The organism is Streptomyces coacervatus (assembly GCF_029223485.1).
Taxonomy (GTDB): Bacteria; Actinomycetota; Actinomycetes; order Streptomycetales; family Streptomycetaceae; genus Streptomyces; species Streptomyces coacervatus.
In genome coordinates this window covers 606,347-624,316 of the sequence record NZ_JARHTP010000002.1, presented here as the reverse complement: position 1 = coordinate 624,316, position 17,970 = coordinate 606,347, and the positions used below count along the sequence as shown (strand labels likewise).

Here is a 17,970-nt window from a genome sequence, read left to right as displayed (position 1 = left end):
AGGAGCGGCGCCCGCATGCCCGGGGCCCCGGCGAGTAGGAGACGTACGACCATGACAGCCCCGGAAGCCGAGAGCGTCCGCGCCCGTCCCCGCATCCCGCGACGGCCCGCCTGGCGCACCCAGGCCCCCGTCGTCGCCGTGGTCGCGCTCGGCGGAGCCGTCGGCGCCACCGCCCGCTACGCGGTCTCCCTGTGGTGGCCCACCCAGGCCGGCGGATTTCCCTGGGCGACCTTCTGGACCAACGTCGTCGGCTGCGCCGTCATCGGCGTGTTCATGGTCGTCATCACCGACGTATGGGCAGCTCACCGCCTGGTACGCCCCTTCTTCGGCACCGGCGTGCTCGGCGGCTTCACCACCTTCTCGACCTACGCCGTCGACATCCAGAAGCTGGTCGACGCCGGCCACCCCCGCACCGGGCTGGCCTACCTCGCCGCGACCCTGCTCGCGGCGCTCACAGCGGTGTGGCTCGCGGTGACCGTGGCCCGCCGTGTCCTGAAGTGGAGGCAGCCATGACGAGGCTGACCGGCAGCGCGCTGCGCGTGACCGTCTTCATCGGCGAGAACGACACCTGGCACCACAAACCGCTCTACTCGGAGATCGTGCACCGCGCCCATGCGGCGGGCCTCGCCGGTGCCAGCGTCTTCCGCGGCATCGAGGGCTTCGGCGCCTCCTCCCTGATCCACACCTCGCGACTGCTGTCGCTGAGCGAGGACCTGCCGGTCGCGATCGTCGTCGTCGACACCGAGGAACGCGTCCGCGCCTTTCTGCCGCAGCTCGACGAACTCGTCGGCGAGGGCCTCGTCATCCTCGACGACTGCGAGGTCATCCGGTACGTGGGCCGCGAGGACAACCCGGGCAAAGGTAAATCCGACAAAACGGATATGAAGGGTAAGAGGTCGTTGTGAACTGGCTGCTGGTCGTCGCGGGCGCCACGGTCGGCGCCCCGTTGCGTTACCTCACCGACCGCGCAGTGCAGTCCCGGCACGACTCGGTCTTCCCCTGGGGCACCTTTGCCGTGAACGTCACCGGCTGCCTGATCCTGGGCGTGCTGACCGGTGCGGTGGCCGAGGGGGCCGCCGGTTCGCATCTGCAGCTGCTCCTCGGTACCGGCCTGTGCGGGGCCCTGACGACGTACTCGACCTTCTCCTACGAGACCCTTCGGCTGACCGAGACCGGGGCGGGGCTCTACGCTGCCGCCAACGTCGTCGGAAGTGTGGCGGCGGGCCTCGGTGCGGCATTCGTCGGGGTGTCGATCGCCCAGGCCCTGTGGGGGTAGGCGACCGGCCTCCCTCCCGCGCGTAGTAAGACTGTCTACAGCATTGTCGACCAACTCCTCAGAACTGGATCCCATGAGCGTCATCAACGTCGGTCAGGCCGCCGTCCTCGGAGTCGTGGAAGGGGTGACCGAGTTCCTTCCCGTCTCCTCCACCGGGCATCTGAAGATCACCGAAGGGCTCATGGGCATCCCGGTCGACGACAACGCCGTTGTCGGGTTCTCGGCCGTCATCCAGGTCGGCGCGATCGCCGCCGTGCTCCTGTACTTCTTCAAGGACATCGTGCGGATCGTCTCCGCCTGGGGACGTGGCGTGGTCAACAAGGAGGAGCGGTACCACCACGACTACAAGTTCGCCTGGTGGGTGATCTACGCGACCATCCCGATCGTGGTTGTGGGCCTGGCCGCCAAGAAGCTCGTCGAGGGGCCGCTGGGCTCGCTGTGGGTGGTCGCCGCCTCGCTGATCGTCGGCAGTGGTGTGATGTGGGCGGCGGACCAGATGGGCCGGCACAAGCGCGGTGAGGACGACACCACCTTCAAGGACGCGATGCTGGTCGGCAGCTCGCAGATCCTCGCCCTGCTCTTCCCTGGCTTCTCCCGCTCCGGCGCCACCATGTCCACGGCCCTGATCCTCGACCTGGACCGCGTCGCCGCCACCCGCCTCTCCTTCTTCCTCGGCATTCCCGCCCTGACCGGCGCCGGCCTGTACGAGCTCAAGGACGCCCTGGGCACCGGGGTGGGCGCCGCCCCGCTGGCCGTCGGCACGATCGTCTCCTTCGTCGTCGCCTACGCCTCCATCGCCTGGCTGCTGAAGTACGTCGCCAAGCACTCCTTCAACGCCTTCGTCGTCTACCGGATCATCGTCGGCGTGCTGCTGCTGGGGCTGCTCAGCATGGGCGCCCTCAGCAGCTGACGGCGGCCGCGGAGACGGGCGCCTCTCGGGGGAAGGCGCCACGGGCCGCGGCGCCCCATGGGGTCTGAGTCCCCGCAGGACGGAAAGCGGCGCTTCCCGCCCGCCAGCGACGACGCCAGGGCACGCCCCGCCCCGGCAACGCTCAAGTCGGCCTGCAGGTCGCCGCGACGGCAGGGTCGGAGAAGAAGGCCCCCGACGCCTCAGGCAGGCCAGGCAGGATGCCGAGGAAGCCGAGCGCGATCTCAAGGCCCGGCAGGAGGAGGCCGCAGCCGCCGAGCGGCAGGCGGACGAAGCGCAAGCACGGGCGAAGGCGCTCGAGCGGCACATCAGCGAGCTGACCGACGAACTGCAGCGCCTCCAGGATGACCGGCGCCAGGCCCGGACGGCCGCGCGGAAGGCGTTCGAGCAGTCCCGCGGCGCCGAGCGGCGCTTGCGGCAGGCCCAGCGTCGCGCCGAGACTGCCGTGGTCCAGGTCGGACGGCTGAGCGCGTAGCAGTGTCGACGTGTTCGAGCGGTGTTCTTGGTGGGCCTCGGCCAGGCGGTCCGGCGTGAGAGGCGGCCGCCGTAGGGGCCGACGACGGCGGTGGAGCCTCCGCGTGCGGAGATGCCGAGAAGGCGCCCTCTCCTCCGATTTCTTGAGGCATTGACCCCGGGAAAACGCGCGTGCGTGCGGGATCTCTGCCGTGCCACGATGGCGTCGGGAAGCGAGGTCTCGTGGACGAGATGGGGCGATTCCGGCAGGCGCTGGTCACCTGGGTGGCCGGCGGGGCGGGGGCGAGTGCGGCCGCCGGGGAGGCGCGGGAGCTGACCGGCGGCGGTGTGCGGACGGTCGTGCTCGTCGAGGGGAGCAGTGACCAGGTCGCGCTCGAAGCGCTGGCCACGCGCCACGGCCGCGACCTTGGTGCGCAGGGCGTCGCGGTGGTGCCGCTCGGGGGAGCGACGAACATCGGGCGTTTCCTGGACGTGTGCGGTCCTGCGGGGCTCGGCCTCCCGCTGGCAGGTCTCTGCGACATCGGCGAGGAGCGGCATTTCCGGCGGCATCTGGAGCGGGTCGGGCTCGGTTCCGGTCTCACATGCGCCGGACTGGAGACACTCGGGTTCCATCTGTGCGTCGCCGACCTGGAGGACGAGCTGATCCGCGCGCTCGGGGCCGAGGGTGTGCAGCAGGTGATCGAGGCCCAGGGCGAGATGCGACCCTTCCGTACCTTTCAGGGCCAGCCGGCACAGCGGGACCGGCCCGTGGAGCACCAGCTGCGGCGCTTCCTGGGCACGCACAGCGGCCGCAAGGCGCTCTACGCGCAAGCCCTGGTCGAGCACCTGGACCTGGAGCGTGTCCCGCGGCCCCTGGAGCGCCTCCTCGACCACGTATGAGGCGGCCGGCCCGTGCCGCAGTGCCGGTGGACAACGGGGGCGAGGTGAAGTCTGCATGCAGGGTTCACACCCCATGAATTTCACTTTTCGCATCCCTTGACAGCTCCCACCCGTCACCCGCAGGATCACACCGTGAACCTGTCAGACAGCCAGACAGCCAGTCAGGGCCCGCGGCGCGTCAGCGCCATGGAAGCGGTGCTCGGGCATCTGCGTGCCGCCATCGAGCGCGGCGAGTACGCGGTGGGGGACAAGCTTCCCTCCGAGGCGGAACTCTGCCGCACCCTCGAGGTCAGCCGCCCCGTGCTGCGCGAGGCCCTCAGGGCCCTGCAGACTATGGGCCTGACCGTCTCCAAGACCGGCAAGGGCACCTTCGTCGTCGCCAGCACCGTCGAGGACCCCACCTTCGGCGACTACGCGGCCAGCGATCTGCTGGAGGTGCGCCGGCACGTCGAGATCCCGGTGGCGGGCTACGCGGCCGTGCGCCGCACCCCCGAGGACCTCGACCATCTGACGCACCTGCTGGAGCGCATGGAGCGGGAGACCGACACCACCTCGTGGGTCGCCCTCGACACGCTGTTCCACCTGGCCGTCGCCCAGGCCGCCCAGAACCCGGTCTTCCGCCGGGTCATCGAGGAGATCCGGGACGCACTGGCGCGTCAGTCGGCCTTCCTCAACGAACTGGGCGGCCGCCGCGAGCAGTCCAACCGCGAGCACCGGGCCATCGTCGAGGCGCTGATGGACGGTTCCGAACTCGACGCGGTGGACGCCATGGCGCACCACCTCGACCGCGTCGAGACGACCCTCACCGACATCGTGCGCCCCGCGCGCACGGACATCCCCACGGAAGGCGGACCCGAGGCGTGAGCGAGCACCTCAAAGAAGAGACGCGCACACCGGCCGCACATGTCGACGCAGGCGACGCGGGCTACAGCAAGTCCCTGAAGTCCCGGCACGTCAACATGATCGCCATCGGCGGCGCGATCGGCACCGGTCTCTTCCTCGGCGCGGGCGGCCGTCTCGCCGACGCCGGCCCGTCCCTGTTCATCGCCTACGCGGTCTGTGGCATCTTCGCCTTCCTGGTCGTGCGCGCCCTCGGTGAACTCGTCCTGTACCGGCCCTCGTCCGGCGCCTTCGTGTCGTACGCCCGTGAATTCCTGGGCGAGAAGGGCGCGTACACCGCGGGCTGGATGTACTTCCTCAACTGGGCCACCACCGGCATCGCCGACATCACCGCGGTGGCCACCTACACGCACTACTGGGGCATGTTCTCCGACATCCCTCAATGGTTGATCGCATTGATCGCCCTGGCCGTCGTCCTGACAGTCAACCTGATCTCGGTCAAGATCTTCGGCGAGCTGGAGTTCTGGTTCGCCATCGTCAAGGTCAGCGCGCTGGTGATCTTCATGTGCATCGGCATCTTCCTGCTGGTCACCCAGCACCCCGTCGACGGCGCCCACCCCGGCCCGGCCCTGATCACCGACAACGGCGGCGTCTTCCCCAACGGCCTGCTGCCCATGCTGCTGATCATCCAGGGCGTCGTCTTCGCCTACGCCTCTGTCGAACTGGTCGGCGTCGCAGCGGGCGAGACCCAGAACCCCGAGAAGATCATGCCGAAGGCGATCAACTCGATCATGTGGCGCGTCGGCCTCTTCTACGTCGGCTCGGTCGTCCTGCTGTCGATGCTGCTGCCCTGGAACAAGTACAGCGCCGCCGAGAGCCCCTTCGTGACCGTGCTGTCCCACGTCGGCATCCCGGCGGCCGGCGGTGTGATGAACCTTGTCGTCCTCACCGCGGCCATGTCCTCGCTCAACTCCGGCCTGTACTCCACCGGCCGCATCCTGCGGTCCATGGCGATGTCCGGCTCCGCCCCCAGGTTCACCGGCGTGATGAGCCGCAGCCAGGTCCCCTACGGCGGCATCCTGCTCACCAGCGGCATCTGCGTCCTCGGCGTCGGCCTCAACTTCGTGGTCCCCGCCGACGCGTTCGAGATCGTGCTGAACTTCGCCGCGATCGGCATCCTGTCCACCTGGGGCATGATCATGATCTGTCACCTGCTCTTCTGGCAGAAGACCCAGAAGGGCGAGCTGACCCGCCCCGGCTACCAACTCCCGGGCTCCCCCTGGACCGAACTCGTGACGCTGGCCTTCCTCGCCTCCGTCCTGGTCCTCATGTACGCCGACGGAGGCGCCGGCCGCACCACCGTGCTGTGCCTGCCGCTGATCGTCGGGGCCCTGGTCGGCGGATGGTTCGGCATCCGCCGACGGGTCGCACGCAAGTCCAACCGGACACAACCCACCACCGGCGCCGACGCGTAACCCACGCGCCGCTCCACGACAAGAGGCAGTGATGTACAGCAGTTCCGTCGCGGACCCACCCCTGATCCGCGAGCCCCTCCACGCCCCCGTCGCCCACCTGATACGCGGCGGGGTCGTGGAGGGCATCCACTACGGCTCCGTCGTCGTCCTCGGCGCCGACGGGCAGGTCCAGCTCCAGCTCGGAGACATCGAGGCCGCCTTCTACCCGCGCTCGGCGCTCAAGCCCGTCCAGGCGGTCGCCCTGGTGCGGGCCGGGCTCCCGCTCGACGGCGAGCTCCTCTCGCTCACCGCGGCCAGCCACTCCGGCGAGGAACGCCACCTCGCCGGCACCCGGACCATCCTGGAGCTCGCCGGGCTCACCGAGGACCATCTGCGCAATGTGACGGACATGCCTTTCGACCCGGTCGTCCGGGACGAGTGGATCCGCACGGGCCGGCTGCCCTCCCGGCTCGCCCAGAACTGCTCCGGCAAGCACGCGGCCATGCTCTACACCTGCAAGCTCAACGGCTGGTCGCTGGAGGACTACCTCGACCCCGGCCACCCCCTCCAGCAGGCGATCGCGGAGATCGTCGAGGACCTCACCGGGCAGCGCATCGCCCGGACGACCGTCGACGGCTGCGGCGCCCCGCTGTTCTCCGTGTCCCTGCACGGCCTCGCCCGCGCCGCCGCCCGTATCACCTCGGCGGTCCAGGGCACGCCCGAAGCGCGCGTCGCCGACGCGATGCGCGAGCACGCCGAGATGGCCTCCGGCTCCGGCCGGGATGTGGCCGCACTGATGCGGGCCGTGCCCGGGCTGCTCGCCAAGGACGGCTTCGAGGGTGTCCAGGTCGCCGCGCTCCCGGACGGCCGGGCCGTCGCCGTGAAGATCGCCGACGGGGCGAACCGGGCGCGTGTGCCCGTCGCTGCGGCTGGACTTGCCCGGGCGGGCGTGGATCCTGCGCTGCTTGCCGAGTTTGCGGGGGAGGCGCTGCTCGGGGGCGGGGAGCCGGTCGGTTGCGTCCGGCCCGTGCGCGCTCTGGATCCGGTCCCGCTGACTGCTTGTGCGTAGCACTTCGCCGGATCGGTTGTTCTTGATCTGCGGGCCGGTTGTGGCTGGTCGCGCAGTTCCCCGCGCCCCCAAAAGCAGGGGCGCTCACCCTGACCTTGTTGAAAGAGGATCCGCACCCTCATGACGACCGCCGCCACCCGCAGTGAACACGATCTGCTCGGAGACCGCGACGTTCCCGCCGACGCGTACTGGGGCGTGCACACGCTGCGCGCCACGGAGAACTTCCCCATCACGGGCACCCCGATCTCCGCCTACCCGCACCTGATCGACGCCCTCGCCGCCGTCAAGGAGGCCGCCGCCCTCGCCAACGAGGAACTCGGTCTGCTGGAGCCGAGGAAGGCCGCCGCCATCGTCGAGGCCTGCCGCGAGATCCGCGACGGCAAGCTGCACGACCAGTTCGTCGTCGACGTCATCCAGGGCGGCGCCGGCACCTCGACCAACATGAACGCCAACGAGGTCGTCGCCAACCGGGCGCTGGAGCTGCTGGGGTTCGAGAAGGGCCAGTACCAGCACCTGCACCCCAACGAGGACGTCAACCTCGGCCAGTCGACCAATGACGTCTACCCGACCGCAGTCAAGATAGCGACGGTCTTCGCGGTCCGTGGACTGCTCAAGGCGATGTCCGTACTGCAGGACGCCTTCGCCCGCAAGGCCGTCGAGTTCCGCAATGTGCTCAAGATGGGCCGTACACAGTTGCAGGACGCGGTGCCGATGACGCTCGGTCAAGAGTTCTCTGCATACGCCGTCATGATTGACGAGGACCGCAACCGTCTTGACGAGGCTGTCCAGTTGATCCATGAGATCAACCTGGGCGCCACGGCCATCGGCACCGCACTCAACGCCCCCGCCGGATACGCCGAGTCGGCCCGCCGCCACCTCTCCGACATCACCGGGCTGCCCCTGGTCACCGCCGCCAACCTGGTCGAGGCCACCCAGGACTGCGGCGCGTTCGTGCAGATGTCCGGCGTGCTCAAGCGGATCGCCGTAAAGCTCTCCAAGAGCTGCAACGACCTGCGGCTGCTGTCTTCTGGGCCGCGCGCGGGCCTCGGCGAGATCAACCTGCCGCCGGTACAGGCCGGTTCGAGCATCATGCCCGGCAAGGTCAACCCGGTGATCCCCGAGGTCGTCAACCAGGTCGCCTTCGAGGTGATCGGCAACGACGTCACCATCACCATGGCCGCCGAGGCCGGACAGCTCCAGCTCAACGCCTTCGAGCCGATCATCCTGCACTCCCTGTCGGAGTCCATCACGCATCTGCAGAGCGCCTGTCTGACGCTCGCCGAGCGGTGCGTCGACGGCATCACCGCCAACACCGAGGCCCTGCGCAGAAGCGTGGAGAACTCCATCGGCCTGGTGACCGCCCTCAACCCGCACATCGGGTACACGGCCGCCACCGACATCGCCAAGGAGGCCCTCGCCACCGGCCGAGGCGTTGCCGAACTCGTCCTGGAGAAGGGCCTGTTGCCCGCCGAGCGGCTCGCCGACCTGCTGCGGCCCGAGGTCGTCGCGGGCAGCGGCTCCGCCATCGCCTGAGCCACGGCCGCGCGCCAGGACCGACCCGGAGGCACAATGGTGATCATGACAACGACGTCGTCCTTCGCCTTCCAACCGGTCCTGGAGCGCATCGCCGAGGAGATCGAGCGCACCCCCGGCCGCGGCCGCCCCGCCGACTACATCCCGGCACTCGCCGCCTGCGACCCCCGCCGCTTCGGCATGGCGGTCGCGGAACTGGACGGCACGGTGTACGGCGTGGGGGACTGGCGCCGGCCGTTCTCCACGCAGTCCCTCACCAAGGTCTTCACCCTCGCCCTCGACCTGGCCCGCGAGGGCGACGAGCTGTGGGAGCACGTGGGCCGCGAACCCTCCGGCAACCCGTTCAACTCCCTGATCCAGCTGGAGTACGAGAACGGCATCCCGCGCAACCCGTTCATCAACGCGGGCGCCCTCGTCGTCACCGACCGCCTGCAGACCCGTACCTCAGACGCGGCGGGCGAACTGCTGACCTTCCTGCGCACCGAGAGCGGCAACCCGGCCCTGGACTTCGACAAGGACGTCGCCGCCTCCGAGTCCGCCCACGGCGACCGCAATGCCGCGCTCGCCCATTTCATGGCGTCCTACGGCAACATCGACAACCCGATCCCGGTACTCCTCGACCAGTACTTCCGCCAGTGCTCCCTCACCGCGTCCTGCGCCGACCTCGCCCTCGCCACCGGCTTCCTGGCCCGCCACGGCATCCGCGCCGACGGCAGCCGGCTGCTCACCCAGAGCCAGGCCAAGCAGGTCAACGCGGTGATGCTGACCTGCGGGACGTATGACGCGGCGGGCGAGTTCGCCTACCGCGTCGGCCTGCCCGGCAAGAGCGGCGTCGGCGGCGGCATCATCGCGGTCGTCCCCGGCCGCTGCACGCTGTGCGTGTGGAGCCCGGGGCTCGACGAGCGCGGCAACTCGGTGGCGGGCGTCGCGGCGCTGGACCGCTTCACGACCCTGACCGGCCTGTCGGTGTTCTGAACCGGGGGCTCGGTGCGGGGCCTGGGCGGGCCGCGACGGAGCCGTGGACTTCGTAGGACATCGCCCAGTACATCTCCATGCTGTGGACCCTGGCGAGGAAATCACCGCTGCGGCCGTGCGATCACGCGCCGGTCACATGAGGGCCCCCGCCCGTAAGGCGGCGCGTCAATTTCCGGCCACCCGGCGTTGACACGCTTCCCGAGTGTTGGCCATGGCTTTCCCCGTCGATCTCCGCCGCTGTCAGGCCCTCGGCCTGGCCGGCACCGCCTTCCTCGCGCTGGGAGGTGAGACGGCCGGTGCCCTGCCCGTACGGGATCTTCTGGCCCCGGCAGGCGCCCGCGCGGCCCTGGGTCTGGTCGGCGTGTACTTCGGCGTCGTACTGCTGATAGCCGCCTGGGTGCTGCTCGGGCGGCTGGTGCGCAGCGCCGATGCGCCGACCCCGCGCGAGCTGCTGCTGGTGCTCGCCGTCTGGGCGGCCCCCCTGCTCCTGGCCCCGCCGCTGTTCAGCCGGGACGTCTACAGCTACCTCGCCCAGGGCGCCATGGTCGACGCCCACATGGACGTCTACGCACACGGGCCGGACCAGCTCGGCGGCCCCCTTGCAGACGAGGTCGCCCCGCTGTGGCAGCACACCGGCGCCCCGTACGGGCCGGTGTTCCTCGCCGTGGCCTCCGCGCTGTCCGGCCTGACTCGCGGCGAACTCCCCGCCGGACTGGTCGGGATGCGGCTGGTCGCGCTGCTCGGCGTGGCGCTGATGGCGGCCGCGCTGCCCCGGCTCGCCCGGCACAGTGGCGCCGACCCGGCCGCCGCGCTCTGGCTCGGTGCCCTCAACCCGCTCGTCCTGCTCCACCTGGTCGCCGGCGCCCACAACGACGCCATCATGCTCGGCCTGCTCGGTGTCGGCCTGGTGGCGGCGCTGGGCCGGTGGCCGGTCCTGGGCGCCGTACTGGTCACACTCGCCGCGCTGGTCAAGGCGCCCGCCGTGCTCGGGCTCGCCGCGGTCGTCGTCCTCCAGGTACGCGCCGGGCGCCGTCCGGCGAAGGCCGTACTGTCCACCGCCGCGGCCGCCGCGGCCACCACCGTCGCCGCAACGGCCCTCGCCGGCACCGGATACGGCTGGATCGGCGCCCTCGACACCCCCGTCTCGCCGCACAACTGGGCGCTGACCAGCCTCCTCGGCCGCGCCACCGGAGCCATGCTGGAACACATCGGCAGCGACCTCGCGCCTTTCGCTCTCCCCGCGTGGCACCTGCTCGGCCTTGCGATCACAGCGCTCGTCATAGCGGCCATATGGTGGCGGCTGCGCCCCCGCCCGGTCTACGCACTGGGCCTGAGCCTCGCCGCCGTGGCCGCCTTCGGCCCGGCGATCCGCCCCTGGTACGCCCTGTGGGGCCTGTTCCTCATCGCCGCCGCGGCACCCACCACCTCGGTACGCCACCGGGTGGCCGCCGTGACAGGAGTGCTCGCGCTCGCCACGCTGCCGAGCGGCGGCCCCGTCGACAGCGGGCAGTTGATGCTGGCCGTCTCCGGCGGCGCACTGGCCGTGGTCGTCCTGTGGCAGGTCCACCAGGCGGCCCACGCACCCGCGCTGGGAGAAACCGCATGACCCTGCCCCGCACCGACCGCGGCCGACTGCTCCTGGTCCTCGCCCTCGCCGCAGCCGTCACCGCCTTCACTGCGACCGTGCCGCTGCTGCGCGACTGGTTCGACCTGCGCGTCTACTACGGCGCCGTCAACAGCTGGATCCACCACGGCGGACGGATCTACGACTACCAGGTGCCTGGCACGGCCTACGGCTTCACCTACCCGCCGTTCGCCGCCGTCAGCATGCTGCCCATGGCCCTCGTCGGCCTGCGCACCGCGATCGCCGGCTCCCTGCTGCTCAACCTGGCGGCCCTGGCGTGGATCCTGCACATCCTGACCGAGGGCGCATGGCGCCGCTACGGCTGGTTCGGCTGCGCCCTGGGTGCGTGCCTGCTCGCCCTGTTCGAACCGCTCCGCGACACCTTCAGCTTCGGCCAGGTCAACCTCCTGCTGCTGGCGCTCGTGCTCACCGACGCACGGCTGCTGACCACCGGACGGGAGCGCCGGGCGGGCGTCGGCATCGGCCTGGCCGCCGCGATCAAACTGACCCCGGCGGTCTTTATCGGCCTGCTCCTGCTCGCCCGCCGATGGCGCGCCGCCGCCGTCGCGACGGCGGTCACCGCCGGGGCGACTGCGTTCGCCGCCTGGGTGGACCCGGGCGCCTCACGCTTCTACTGGACCGAGGCCCTGTGGGACACGAGCCGGGTGGGCCGCCTCGACTACGTCTCCAACCAGTCGCTGCAGGGCATCCTGGCCAGGCTCGGCGACTCCGACCGTAAAGTCTGGGCCTTGGCGGTTCTGGTGGTCCTCGGCATCTGGACGTGGCGGACCCTCCAGGCGGTCGCGGCGGCGGACTGGCCGGCCGCCTTCGCCCTCACCGGCCTGACCGCCTGCCTCGTCAGCCCCATCACCTGGGTGCACCACCTGGTATGGCTGCTGCCGTCCTTCGCCGTACTGATCCGCGCCGGGCACCCGCGCGTGGCGGGTGCCCTCTACACGGTGCTGTGCACCAGCGTGGTGTGGCTCTGGTTCCACGACGCGTCCGGCGTGGACGGCTTCCTTGGCAGCAACATCTACACCTGGATCACCCTGGGGCTGCTGCTGTGGCTGCCGGTGGGTCAACTCCGCGCCGACAGCCCTCCCTTGCCGCGCAGCACCAGTGCCACCGCCCCCACGCCGAGCACGACGGCACCCGAGATGACGCCCGCCGTCGGCCACCCCGACCCGCCGTCCGGCGCGACGGCCACGGGCGTGGCGTGCGGCCCCGGCCGCGGCCCGGCCCGCAGCCCGTCCAGCGAGCCCACCGGCTCGACCCGCCCGGCGGCCTCGAACCCCCAGTCGAGCAGTTCGCGCGCCTCCTCGTAGACGGCGAATCCACCGCCCGCCTGAGGGTTCATCACCGTGACCACCAGCGTGCGCCCGCCCCGCCGGGCGGCGGCGACGAGCGTGTTGCCGGCGTTGCTGGTGTAGCCGTTCTTGACACCGATCAGCCCCGGGTACGGCTCCACACCGTCCGCCCCCGTCAGCAGCCGATTGGTGTTCCGGATGCCGTACGACCAGCCGCCCCCGCCCGGGAACCTCGCCACGGCCGTACCGCAGTACCGCGCGAAATCCGGGTTGCGCAGCCCCGCCCGGCCGAACACCGCCAGGTCGTACGCCGAGGACACCTGGCCCGGCGTGTCGTACCCATCGGGCGACCGCACCTGCGTGTCGAGGGCGCCGAGCGAGCGGGCCCTGGCCTGCATCTGCTCGGCCGTCGCCTGCCAGCCGCCGTTCAGCGAGGCCAGCACATGCACGGCGTCGTTGCCGGAGTTGAGGAAGACCCCGCGCCACAGATCGGCAATCCGGTACGTCCTGCCCTCGGCGACCCCGACCAGGCTGCTGCCGTCGGCGACGTCCGCCAACTCCTCCTCCGTCACCGTGTGCCGGATGCCCGCCGGCAGGGCGGGCAGCACGGTCAGCGCGAACAGCGTCTTGAGCGTGCTGGCGGGCGGCAGCCGGCGATGCGCGTCGTGCGCGGCCAGCACATCGCCGCTCCGGGCGTCGGCCACCAGCCAGGACAACGCGGACAGGTCCGGAACCCGGGGCACCCCGCGACGGTCCCGCACCTGAGTCCCCTCGCGATACAGAAACGACGGCTCCGGCACCACCGCCCGCGGCACACCGGGCGGGGTGGGCTCCGCGTCGGCGGCGACGGCGATCGGCGTGAACGCCAGGACGCCGGCCGCACAGAGCGCGCAGGTGGTGACGACTGTCCGGAATGAGAAGTGGGTGATCATACGATCAACGTAGGAATCGACCTGGCGTACGGGACGGTGACCGGGCCGGAGACGGGGCGGTAGCACCCGGATGCCGCAGTGCCGGGGGGACTGATCCCGCAGGACAGTCGTTTGTGGCGGTGGCGGCCTGGGTGTACACACGGAGCGTCGCTCACGATCTTCTCCCCGCGGAGACGAACGGAGCTCTGAATGGTGCGGCCGGGATGAAACGGGTGGCACGACCGTCCGAACTCGGCCCGGTTTCACCGGCAGTCCGGGGCCGGCCTTGGAGGAACGCGACCAGTCGGTACTCTCCTTCGTGCTTCGTACGGACCTCACGGCTTGCCTGGCCGGGCAGCTGACGCCGGTGCCGGGCGATCTGCGAGGTCAGGCGCCGGTCAGGGCCGGCGGTGCGTCGTCCGTCTTCCTGAGGGAGGCCGACAGGGCGCGGGCCTCGTGTTCGGTCATCCGGGAGGTGCCGTACGGCACGGCGTTGACCCAGCGCTGAGTCAGCCGGGCGATCCGTTCGCCGTACCGCTCCGCGGTGATCCGGTCGCCGTGCGATCCGGCGTGCTCCGGCCCCTGGTCGGCGTGGCTCTGGCTCATGAGGCCCAGCCACGAGCCCAGTCGGTTCACATCGTCGCGGGCGCCGCCGCTCCAGTTGTTGCCCGGCATGTCGCCCACGCCGATCCACTGCATGCCCATCTGCGCGGCGAAGACCGCCAGCTGCTCCAGGACCGCCAGCTTGTCGCCGCTCTGCGAGGCGGACATGGTGAATCCGCCGGCCAGTTTGTCCTTCCATGCCTGTGTAGTGAACGGCGTGAACGCCGCCTCCATGAACGCCTTGAACACCGCCGAAACGCTGCCCATCAGCGTCGGGCAGCCGAGGACGATCGCATCGGAGCGCTCGAGCAGCGCCAGCACCTCCGCCTCGTGCCAGCGGCCCGCGGTGACGTCCTCGGGTCGGATCTCGACGAGATGCACCTGGGCGCCCGGCACCAGCCGCGCCCCGTCGGCGAGGTGCTCGGCCAGGATCCGGGTGTGCCCGTGCACCGAGTGGTAGACCACCGTCACCGTGACCGTCGGTGCATCGTGCTCACGTTCAACTTCAATGACATTCATGCGTACTTCACTGCTTCCCGTCGTGGGGTGATCCCTGCTTGCCCAGCCATCACAACCTGCGTACGGCACGGCATCAACGCCGAACTTCGGCACGCAGCGATCGGTCACGCCGATCGATCGCGTTAGCCTGGCCCGGTGGACAGGATGGAACTGGAAGCATTCGTCGCGGTCGCGGAAGAGCTTCACTTCGGCCGCGCCGCCGCGCGCCTGCACCGGGGACAGCCCACCGTCAGTGACGCCGTCAGACGGCTGGAGAACACCCTGGGCGGGCGGCTTTTCCACCGCACCAGCCGCAAGGTGTCACTCACCGAGCTCGGCGAAGCGCTGCTGCCCGACGCCCGCGCCACCCTGGCCCAGCTGCGCCGCTTCCAGCAGCGCGGACGCTCCCTGGCCGCCGGCGACCAGGCCCGCACCACCCTCGTCGTCGCCCATGCCGAATACACCGGCCACCAGCTGCTGTTGCGCTGCCTGCCGCAACTGCGCGAGCGTTTCCCCGACGTGACGATCGTGCCGGAGGCCATGCCGACCACAGCCCAGCTCCCCGCCCTGCGGGCGGAGACGATCGGGCTGGGCATCGGCTGGGCGACCGACGGCATCAGCGGTGTGACGGCGCGGGTGCTGTCCACCGAGCGGTTCATGGCGCTGGTCCCCGAGGCCCACCCTCTCGCCGGTCACGCCGAGCTGACCGCCTCCGAACTGTCCACGACCGCCCTGCTCACCTGGCCCCACCAGATCAACAGCGGTCTCTGCGACCGGCTCCTGGCCGCCTTCCACATCGGCGGAGCCGATCTGCGCATCATCAGAACCGCCGACAGCGTGCACGCCATCGCCGCTCATGTCGCTGCGGGAACGGGGATCGGCATCACCGTCGAATCCGCACTCGACCATCAGCCGCCCGGTCTGCGCATCATCCCCCTCACCGGCCCTTCCACCACCGCCGACCAGGTCGTCCTCACCCCCACCGAGCCGTCGGACACTGCCACGGCACTGCGCGACCTGCTGCTGAACGCCTCGGCAGAGCTGCTCTCCACCGATCACTGAGCGGTGTGCATCGTGAAGTGGTCGAACTCGGCCTGTCATGGCCGGCGACGGAGACGCGGAGACCGGGCGCCGGGCAGGCCGTGACCGATCCGCAACAACATGATCCTCAGCGTCAACCGCCCTGTCCCGGCAGGAGCATGTGGTGATGCTCGATGCCAGGCCGGGGGAGGACGGCAAGGTGCTTCCTCCCCCGGCCGACGGGGCCTGCCGTCAGGACGTGGAGAGTTCCTCACGGATCGTGCGGGCGGCGGCTACCAGATTCTCCACAGAGGCGCGGGTCTCGGGCCAGCCGCGGGTCTTCAGCCCGCAGTCGGGGTTGACCCACAGCCGCTCGGCGGGGATGGCCTTGAGGCCGGTACGGAGCAGGTCGGCGGCCTCCTCTGTGCTCGGCACACGCGGGGAGTGGATGTCGTACACGCCCGGTCCCGCCTCGCGGGGGTAGCCGTGGGACGCGAGTTCGCGGGCGACCTGCATGTGGGAGCGGGCTGCCTCCAGGCTGATGACGTCCGCGTCGAGGTCGTCGATCGCCTGAACGATGTCGCCGAACTCGGCGTAGCACATGTGCGTGTGGATCTGGGTGTCCGGTCGTACGGCGGACGTGGTGAGCCGGAACGCCTCGGTGGCCCAGGCCAGGTACGTGGACCGGTCGGCGTCGCGCAGCGGCAGTGTCTCGCGCAGCGCGGGTTCATCGACCTGGATGACCGAAGCCCCCGTCGCCTCCAGGTCGTCGACCTCGTCCCGCAGGGCGAGGGCGACCTGCCGGGCGGTGTCCGCGAGCGGCTGGTCGTTGCGGACGAAGGACCAGGCGAGCATGGTGACCGGCCCTGTGAGCATGCCCTTGACCGGGCGTGGAGTGAGGGACTGGGCGTATGTCGTCCAGCGCACCGTCATCGGTTCGGGCCGGGAGATGTCGCCGGCCAGGATCGGCGGGCGGACGTAACGGGTGCCGTAGGACTGCACCCAGCCGTGCCGCGTGGCCAGGTAGCCCGTCAGCTGCTCGGCGAAGTACTGCACCATGTCGCTGCGTTCGGCCTCGCCGTGCACCAGGACATCCAGTCCGGCCTTCTCCTGGAAGGCGATCACTTCCTGGATCTCGGCCCTGATGCGCTCCTCGTAGCGGGCTGTGTCGATGCGTCCCGCCCTCAAGTCGGCGCGGGCGGTGCGCAGTTCGCCGGTCTGCGGGAAGGATCCGATGGTGGTGGTCGGCAGCAACGGCAGCTGCAGATGGGCGCGTTGGGCGGTGGCCCGTTCGGCGTACGGCTGCGAGCGGCAGGCATCGGCCTGTGTCACGGCGGCGGCGCGGGCGCGCACGGCGCGGTCGTGCGTGATCGGAGAGCTCGCGCGGGAAGCCAGGTCGGCGCGGTTGGCGGAGAGTTCGGCACTGATGGTGTCGGTGCCCTGGGCCAGTCCCTTGGCGAGGGTGACGATCTCGGCCGTCTTCTGCCGGGCGAAGGCGAGCCAGCGCAGGATCTGCGGTTCGATGTCGCGCTCGGCGGTGGAGTCGAGGGGCACATGGAGCAGGGAGCAGGAGGCGGCCACGTCGACGCGGTCGGCCAGTCCCAGCAGGGTGCCGAGCGTTGCGAGGGAGGCCGACAGGTCGTTCACCCAGATATTGCGGCCGTTGACCACGCCCGCGACCAGGCGTTTGCCGGGCAGTCCGCCCACGGCGGCGAGCGCGTCCAGGTTGGCGGCCGCTGCCTCCGTGAAGTCCAGGGCGAGACCGTCGACGGGGGCCTTGGCCAGCACCGGCAGCGCGTCGCCGAGCCGGCCGAAATACGAGGCGATCAATAGCTTCGGCCGGTCGGCGAGGGCGCCGAGGCCGCGGTAGGCACGTGCGGTCGCACTGAGCTCGGCCGGGGTCCGGTCCTGGACCAGAGCGGGCTCGTCCAGCTGCACCCATTCCGCGCCCGCCGCGCTCAGGTCGGCGAGGACCTCGGCGTACACCGGCAGCAGCCGGTCGAGGAGGGTGAGCGGGTCGAAGTCGTCGGGCACGCCCAGGGCGGGCTTGGCGAGCAGGAGGTAGGTGACCGGGCCGACGAGGACGGGGCGTGCGGTCAGGCCCAGGGCGAGCGCCTCCTTCAGCTCGGCTACCTGCTTGGTCGAGTCGGCCGTGAAGACGATGTCCGGGCCCAACTCGGGTACGAGGTAGTGGTAGTTGGTGTCGAACCACTTGGTCATCTCCAGCGGCGCCACGTCCTGCGTACCGCGCGCCATGGCGAAGTAGCCGTCCAGGGCGTCCGCTTCGACTGCGTCACGGTGGCGCGCGGGGATCGCGCCGACCATGACGGTGGTGTCGAGGACATGGTCGTAGAACGAGAAGTCGCCGCTGGGCACTTCGTGGATGCCGGCCTCGGCGAGCTGCTTCCAGTTGGCGTGGCGCAGTTCGGCGGCGGTGGTGCGGAGGGCGGCGGCGCTGACGCGGCCCTTCCAGTAGGCCTCGATCGCCTTCTTCAGATCACGGTTCGGGCCCTGGCGCGGGTAGCCGTACACGGTCGCCCGTGCTGCCGCGGTCCTGGTGGTCACGGAGATCTCCTTCG

At 70.7% G+C, this 17,970-nt stretch carries 15 protein-coding genes and 1 pseudogene; 13 read left to right on the top strand and 3 right to left on the bottom strand.

What is annotated here, in order from left to right; genetic code table 11:
• Nucleotides 1-51: 51 nt before the first annotated feature.
• From crcB (P2Q00_RS06460) to P2Q00_RS06405, 12 genes are all read left to right on the top strand, one after another.
• Nucleotides 52-513 carry a fluoride efflux transporter CrcB gene (gene crcB / locus P2Q00_RS06460; RefSeq protein ID WP_275770406.1) on the top strand — a complete coding sequence of 154 codons (462 nt, stop codon included), beginning with the start codon at nucleotides 52-54 and terminating at the stop codon, nucleotides 511-513.
• The gene (locus tag P2Q00_RS06455; RefSeq protein WP_275770404.1) at nucleotides 510-905 is read left to right on the top strand and encodes a DUF190 domain-containing protein; all 396 of its coding nucleotides are present in this window, start codon (nucleotides 510-512) and stop codon (nucleotides 903-905) included. The genes crcB (P2Q00_RS06460) and P2Q00_RS06455 overlap by 4 nt, the downstream gene beginning before the upstream one ends.
• The gene (gene crcB, locus P2Q00_RS06450) at nucleotides 902-1,276 is read left to right on the top strand and encodes a fluoride efflux transporter CrcB (protein ID WP_275770402.1); all 375 of its coding nucleotides are present in this window, start codon (nucleotides 902-904) and stop codon (nucleotides 1,274-1,276) included. The genes P2Q00_RS06455 and crcB (P2Q00_RS06450) overlap by 4 nt, the downstream gene beginning before the upstream one ends.
• A 73-nt stretch (nucleotides 1,277-1,349) precedes the next feature.
• Entirely contained in the window at nucleotides 1,350-2,186 is an 837-nt protein-coding gene (locus P2Q00_RS06445) for an undecaprenyl-diphosphate phosphatase (RefSeq protein WP_275770401.1), read from the top strand.
• Between the two features lie 714 nt (nucleotides 2,187-2,900).
• Entirely contained in the window at nucleotides 2,901-3,557 is a 657-nt protein-coding gene (locus P2Q00_RS06440) for an ATP-dependent endonuclease (protein WP_275770398.1), read from the top strand.
• 186 nt (nucleotides 3,558-3,743) lie between these two features.
• The gene (locus P2Q00_RS06435) at nucleotides 3,744-4,421 is read left to right on the top strand and encodes a FadR/GntR family transcriptional regulator (protein ID WP_275770744.1); all 678 of its coding nucleotides are present in this window, start codon (nucleotides 3,744-3,746) and stop codon (nucleotides 4,419-4,421) included.
• A complete protein-coding gene (locus tag P2Q00_RS06430; protein ID WP_275770397.1) occupies nucleotides 4,418-5,872 on the top strand; it encodes an amino acid permease in 1,455 nt (484 codons plus the stop codon). Before P2Q00_RS06435 ends, P2Q00_RS06430 begins: the two co-directional genes overlap by 4 nt.
• Nucleotides 5,873-5,903: 31 nt before the next feature.
• Nucleotides 5,904-6,920, top strand: coding sequence for an asparaginase (locus tag P2Q00_RS06425; protein WP_275770395.1), 1,017 nt, complete (start codon nucleotides 5,904-5,906; stop codon nucleotides 6,918-6,920).
• A 120-nt stretch (nucleotides 6,921-7,040) separates the two neighbouring features.
• Nucleotides 7,041-8,453 (top strand): aspartate ammonia-lyase, encoded by a 1,413-nt coding sequence (gene aspA / locus P2Q00_RS06420; protein ID WP_275770392.1) that lies wholly within the window; start codon nucleotides 7,041-7,043, stop codon nucleotides 8,451-8,453.
• A gap of 36 nt (nucleotides 8,454-8,489) precedes the next feature.
• Nucleotides 8,490-9,428 (top strand): glutaminase, encoded by a 939-nt coding sequence (locus tag P2Q00_RS06415; RefSeq protein ID WP_275770391.1) that lies wholly within the window; start codon nucleotides 8,490-8,492, stop codon nucleotides 9,426-9,428.
• A gap of 211 nt (nucleotides 9,429-9,639) precedes the next feature.
• Entirely contained in the window at nucleotides 9,640-11,034 is a 1,395-nt protein-coding gene (gene mptB / locus P2Q00_RS06410; RefSeq protein ID WP_275770389.1) for a polyprenol phosphomannose-dependent alpha 1,6 mannosyltransferase MptB, read from the top strand.
• Nucleotides 11,031-12,377 (top strand): glycosyltransferase 87 family protein, encoded by a 1,347-nt coding sequence (locus P2Q00_RS06405; RefSeq protein ID WP_338059298.1) that lies wholly within the window; start codon nucleotides 11,031-11,033, stop codon nucleotides 12,375-12,377. The genes mptB and P2Q00_RS06405 overlap by 4 nt, the downstream gene beginning before the upstream one ends.
• Nucleotides 12,378-12,460: 83 nt before the next feature.
• On the opposite strand, the pseudogene P2Q00_RS06400 reads toward P2Q00_RS06405, so the two are convergent.
• Nucleotides 12,461-13,291, bottom strand: a pseudogene (locus tag P2Q00_RS06400) (D-alanyl-D-alanine carboxypeptidase family protein); the annotation flags it as partial.
• A gap of 366 nt (nucleotides 13,292-13,657) precedes the next feature.
• A complete protein-coding gene (locus tag P2Q00_RS06395; RefSeq protein WP_275770386.1) occupies nucleotides 13,658-14,392 on the bottom strand; it encodes a flavodoxin family protein in 735 nt (244 codons plus the stop codon).
• Between the two features lie 144 nt (nucleotides 14,393-14,536).
• On the opposite strand from P2Q00_RS06395, the gene P2Q00_RS06390 reads away from it, so the two are divergent.
• Entirely contained in the window at nucleotides 14,537-15,433 is an 897-nt protein-coding gene (locus tag P2Q00_RS06390; protein ID WP_275770743.1) for a LysR family transcriptional regulator, read from the top strand.
• Nucleotides 15,434-15,643: 210 nt separating this feature from the next.
• Here P2Q00_RS06390 and metE read toward each other — a convergent pair whose 3' ends face one another.
• Nucleotides 15,644-17,956, bottom strand: coding sequence for a 5-methyltetrahydropteroyltriglutamate--homocysteine S-methyltransferase (gene metE, locus P2Q00_RS06385; RefSeq protein WP_275770383.1), 2,313 nt, complete (start codon nucleotides 17,954-17,956; stop codon nucleotides 15,644-15,646).
• Nucleotides 17,957-17,970 lie beyond the last annotated feature (14 nt).

Coding starts and splice junctions, on each gene's coding strand:
- crcB (WP_275770406.1), top strand. CDS start 52: ATGACAGCCCCGGAAGCCGAGAGCGTCCGCGCCCGTCCCCGCATCCCG.
- P2Q00_RS06455 (WP_275770404.1), top strand. CDS start 510: ATGACGAGGCTGACCGGCAGCGCGCTGCGCGTGACCGTCTTCATCGGC.
- P2Q00_RS06445 (WP_275770401.1), top strand. CDS start 1,350: ATGAGCGTCATCAACGTCGGTCAGGCCGCCGTCCTCGGAGTCGTGGAA.
- P2Q00_RS06435 (WP_275770744.1), top strand. CDS start 3,744: ATGGAAGCGGTGCTCGGGCATCTGCGTGCCGCCATCGAGCGCGGCGAG.
- P2Q00_RS06425 (WP_275770395.1), top strand. CDS start 5,904: ATGTACAGCAGTTCCGTCGCGGACCCACCCCTGATCCGCGAGCCCCTC.
- aspA (WP_275770392.1), top strand. CDS start 7,041: ATGACGACCGCCGCCACCCGCAGTGAACACGATCTGCTCGGAGACCGC.
- P2Q00_RS06415 (WP_275770391.1), top strand. CDS start 8,490: ATGGTGATCATGACAACGACGTCGTCCTTCGCCTTCCAACCGGTCCTG.
- mptB (WP_275770389.1), top strand. CDS start 9,640: ATGGCTTTCCCCGTCGATCTCCGCCGCTGTCAGGCCCTCGGCCTGGCC.
- P2Q00_RS06405 (WP_338059298.1), top strand. CDS start 11,031: ATGACCCTGCCCCGCACCGACCGCGGCCGACTGCTCCTGGTCCTCGCC.
- P2Q00_RS06395 (WP_275770386.1), bottom strand. CDS start 14,392: ATGAATGTCATTGAAGTTGAACGTGAGCACGATGCACCGACGGTCACG.
- P2Q00_RS06390 (WP_275770743.1), top strand. CDS start 14,537: ATGGAACTGGAAGCATTCGTCGCGGTCGCGGAAGAGCTTCACTTCGGC.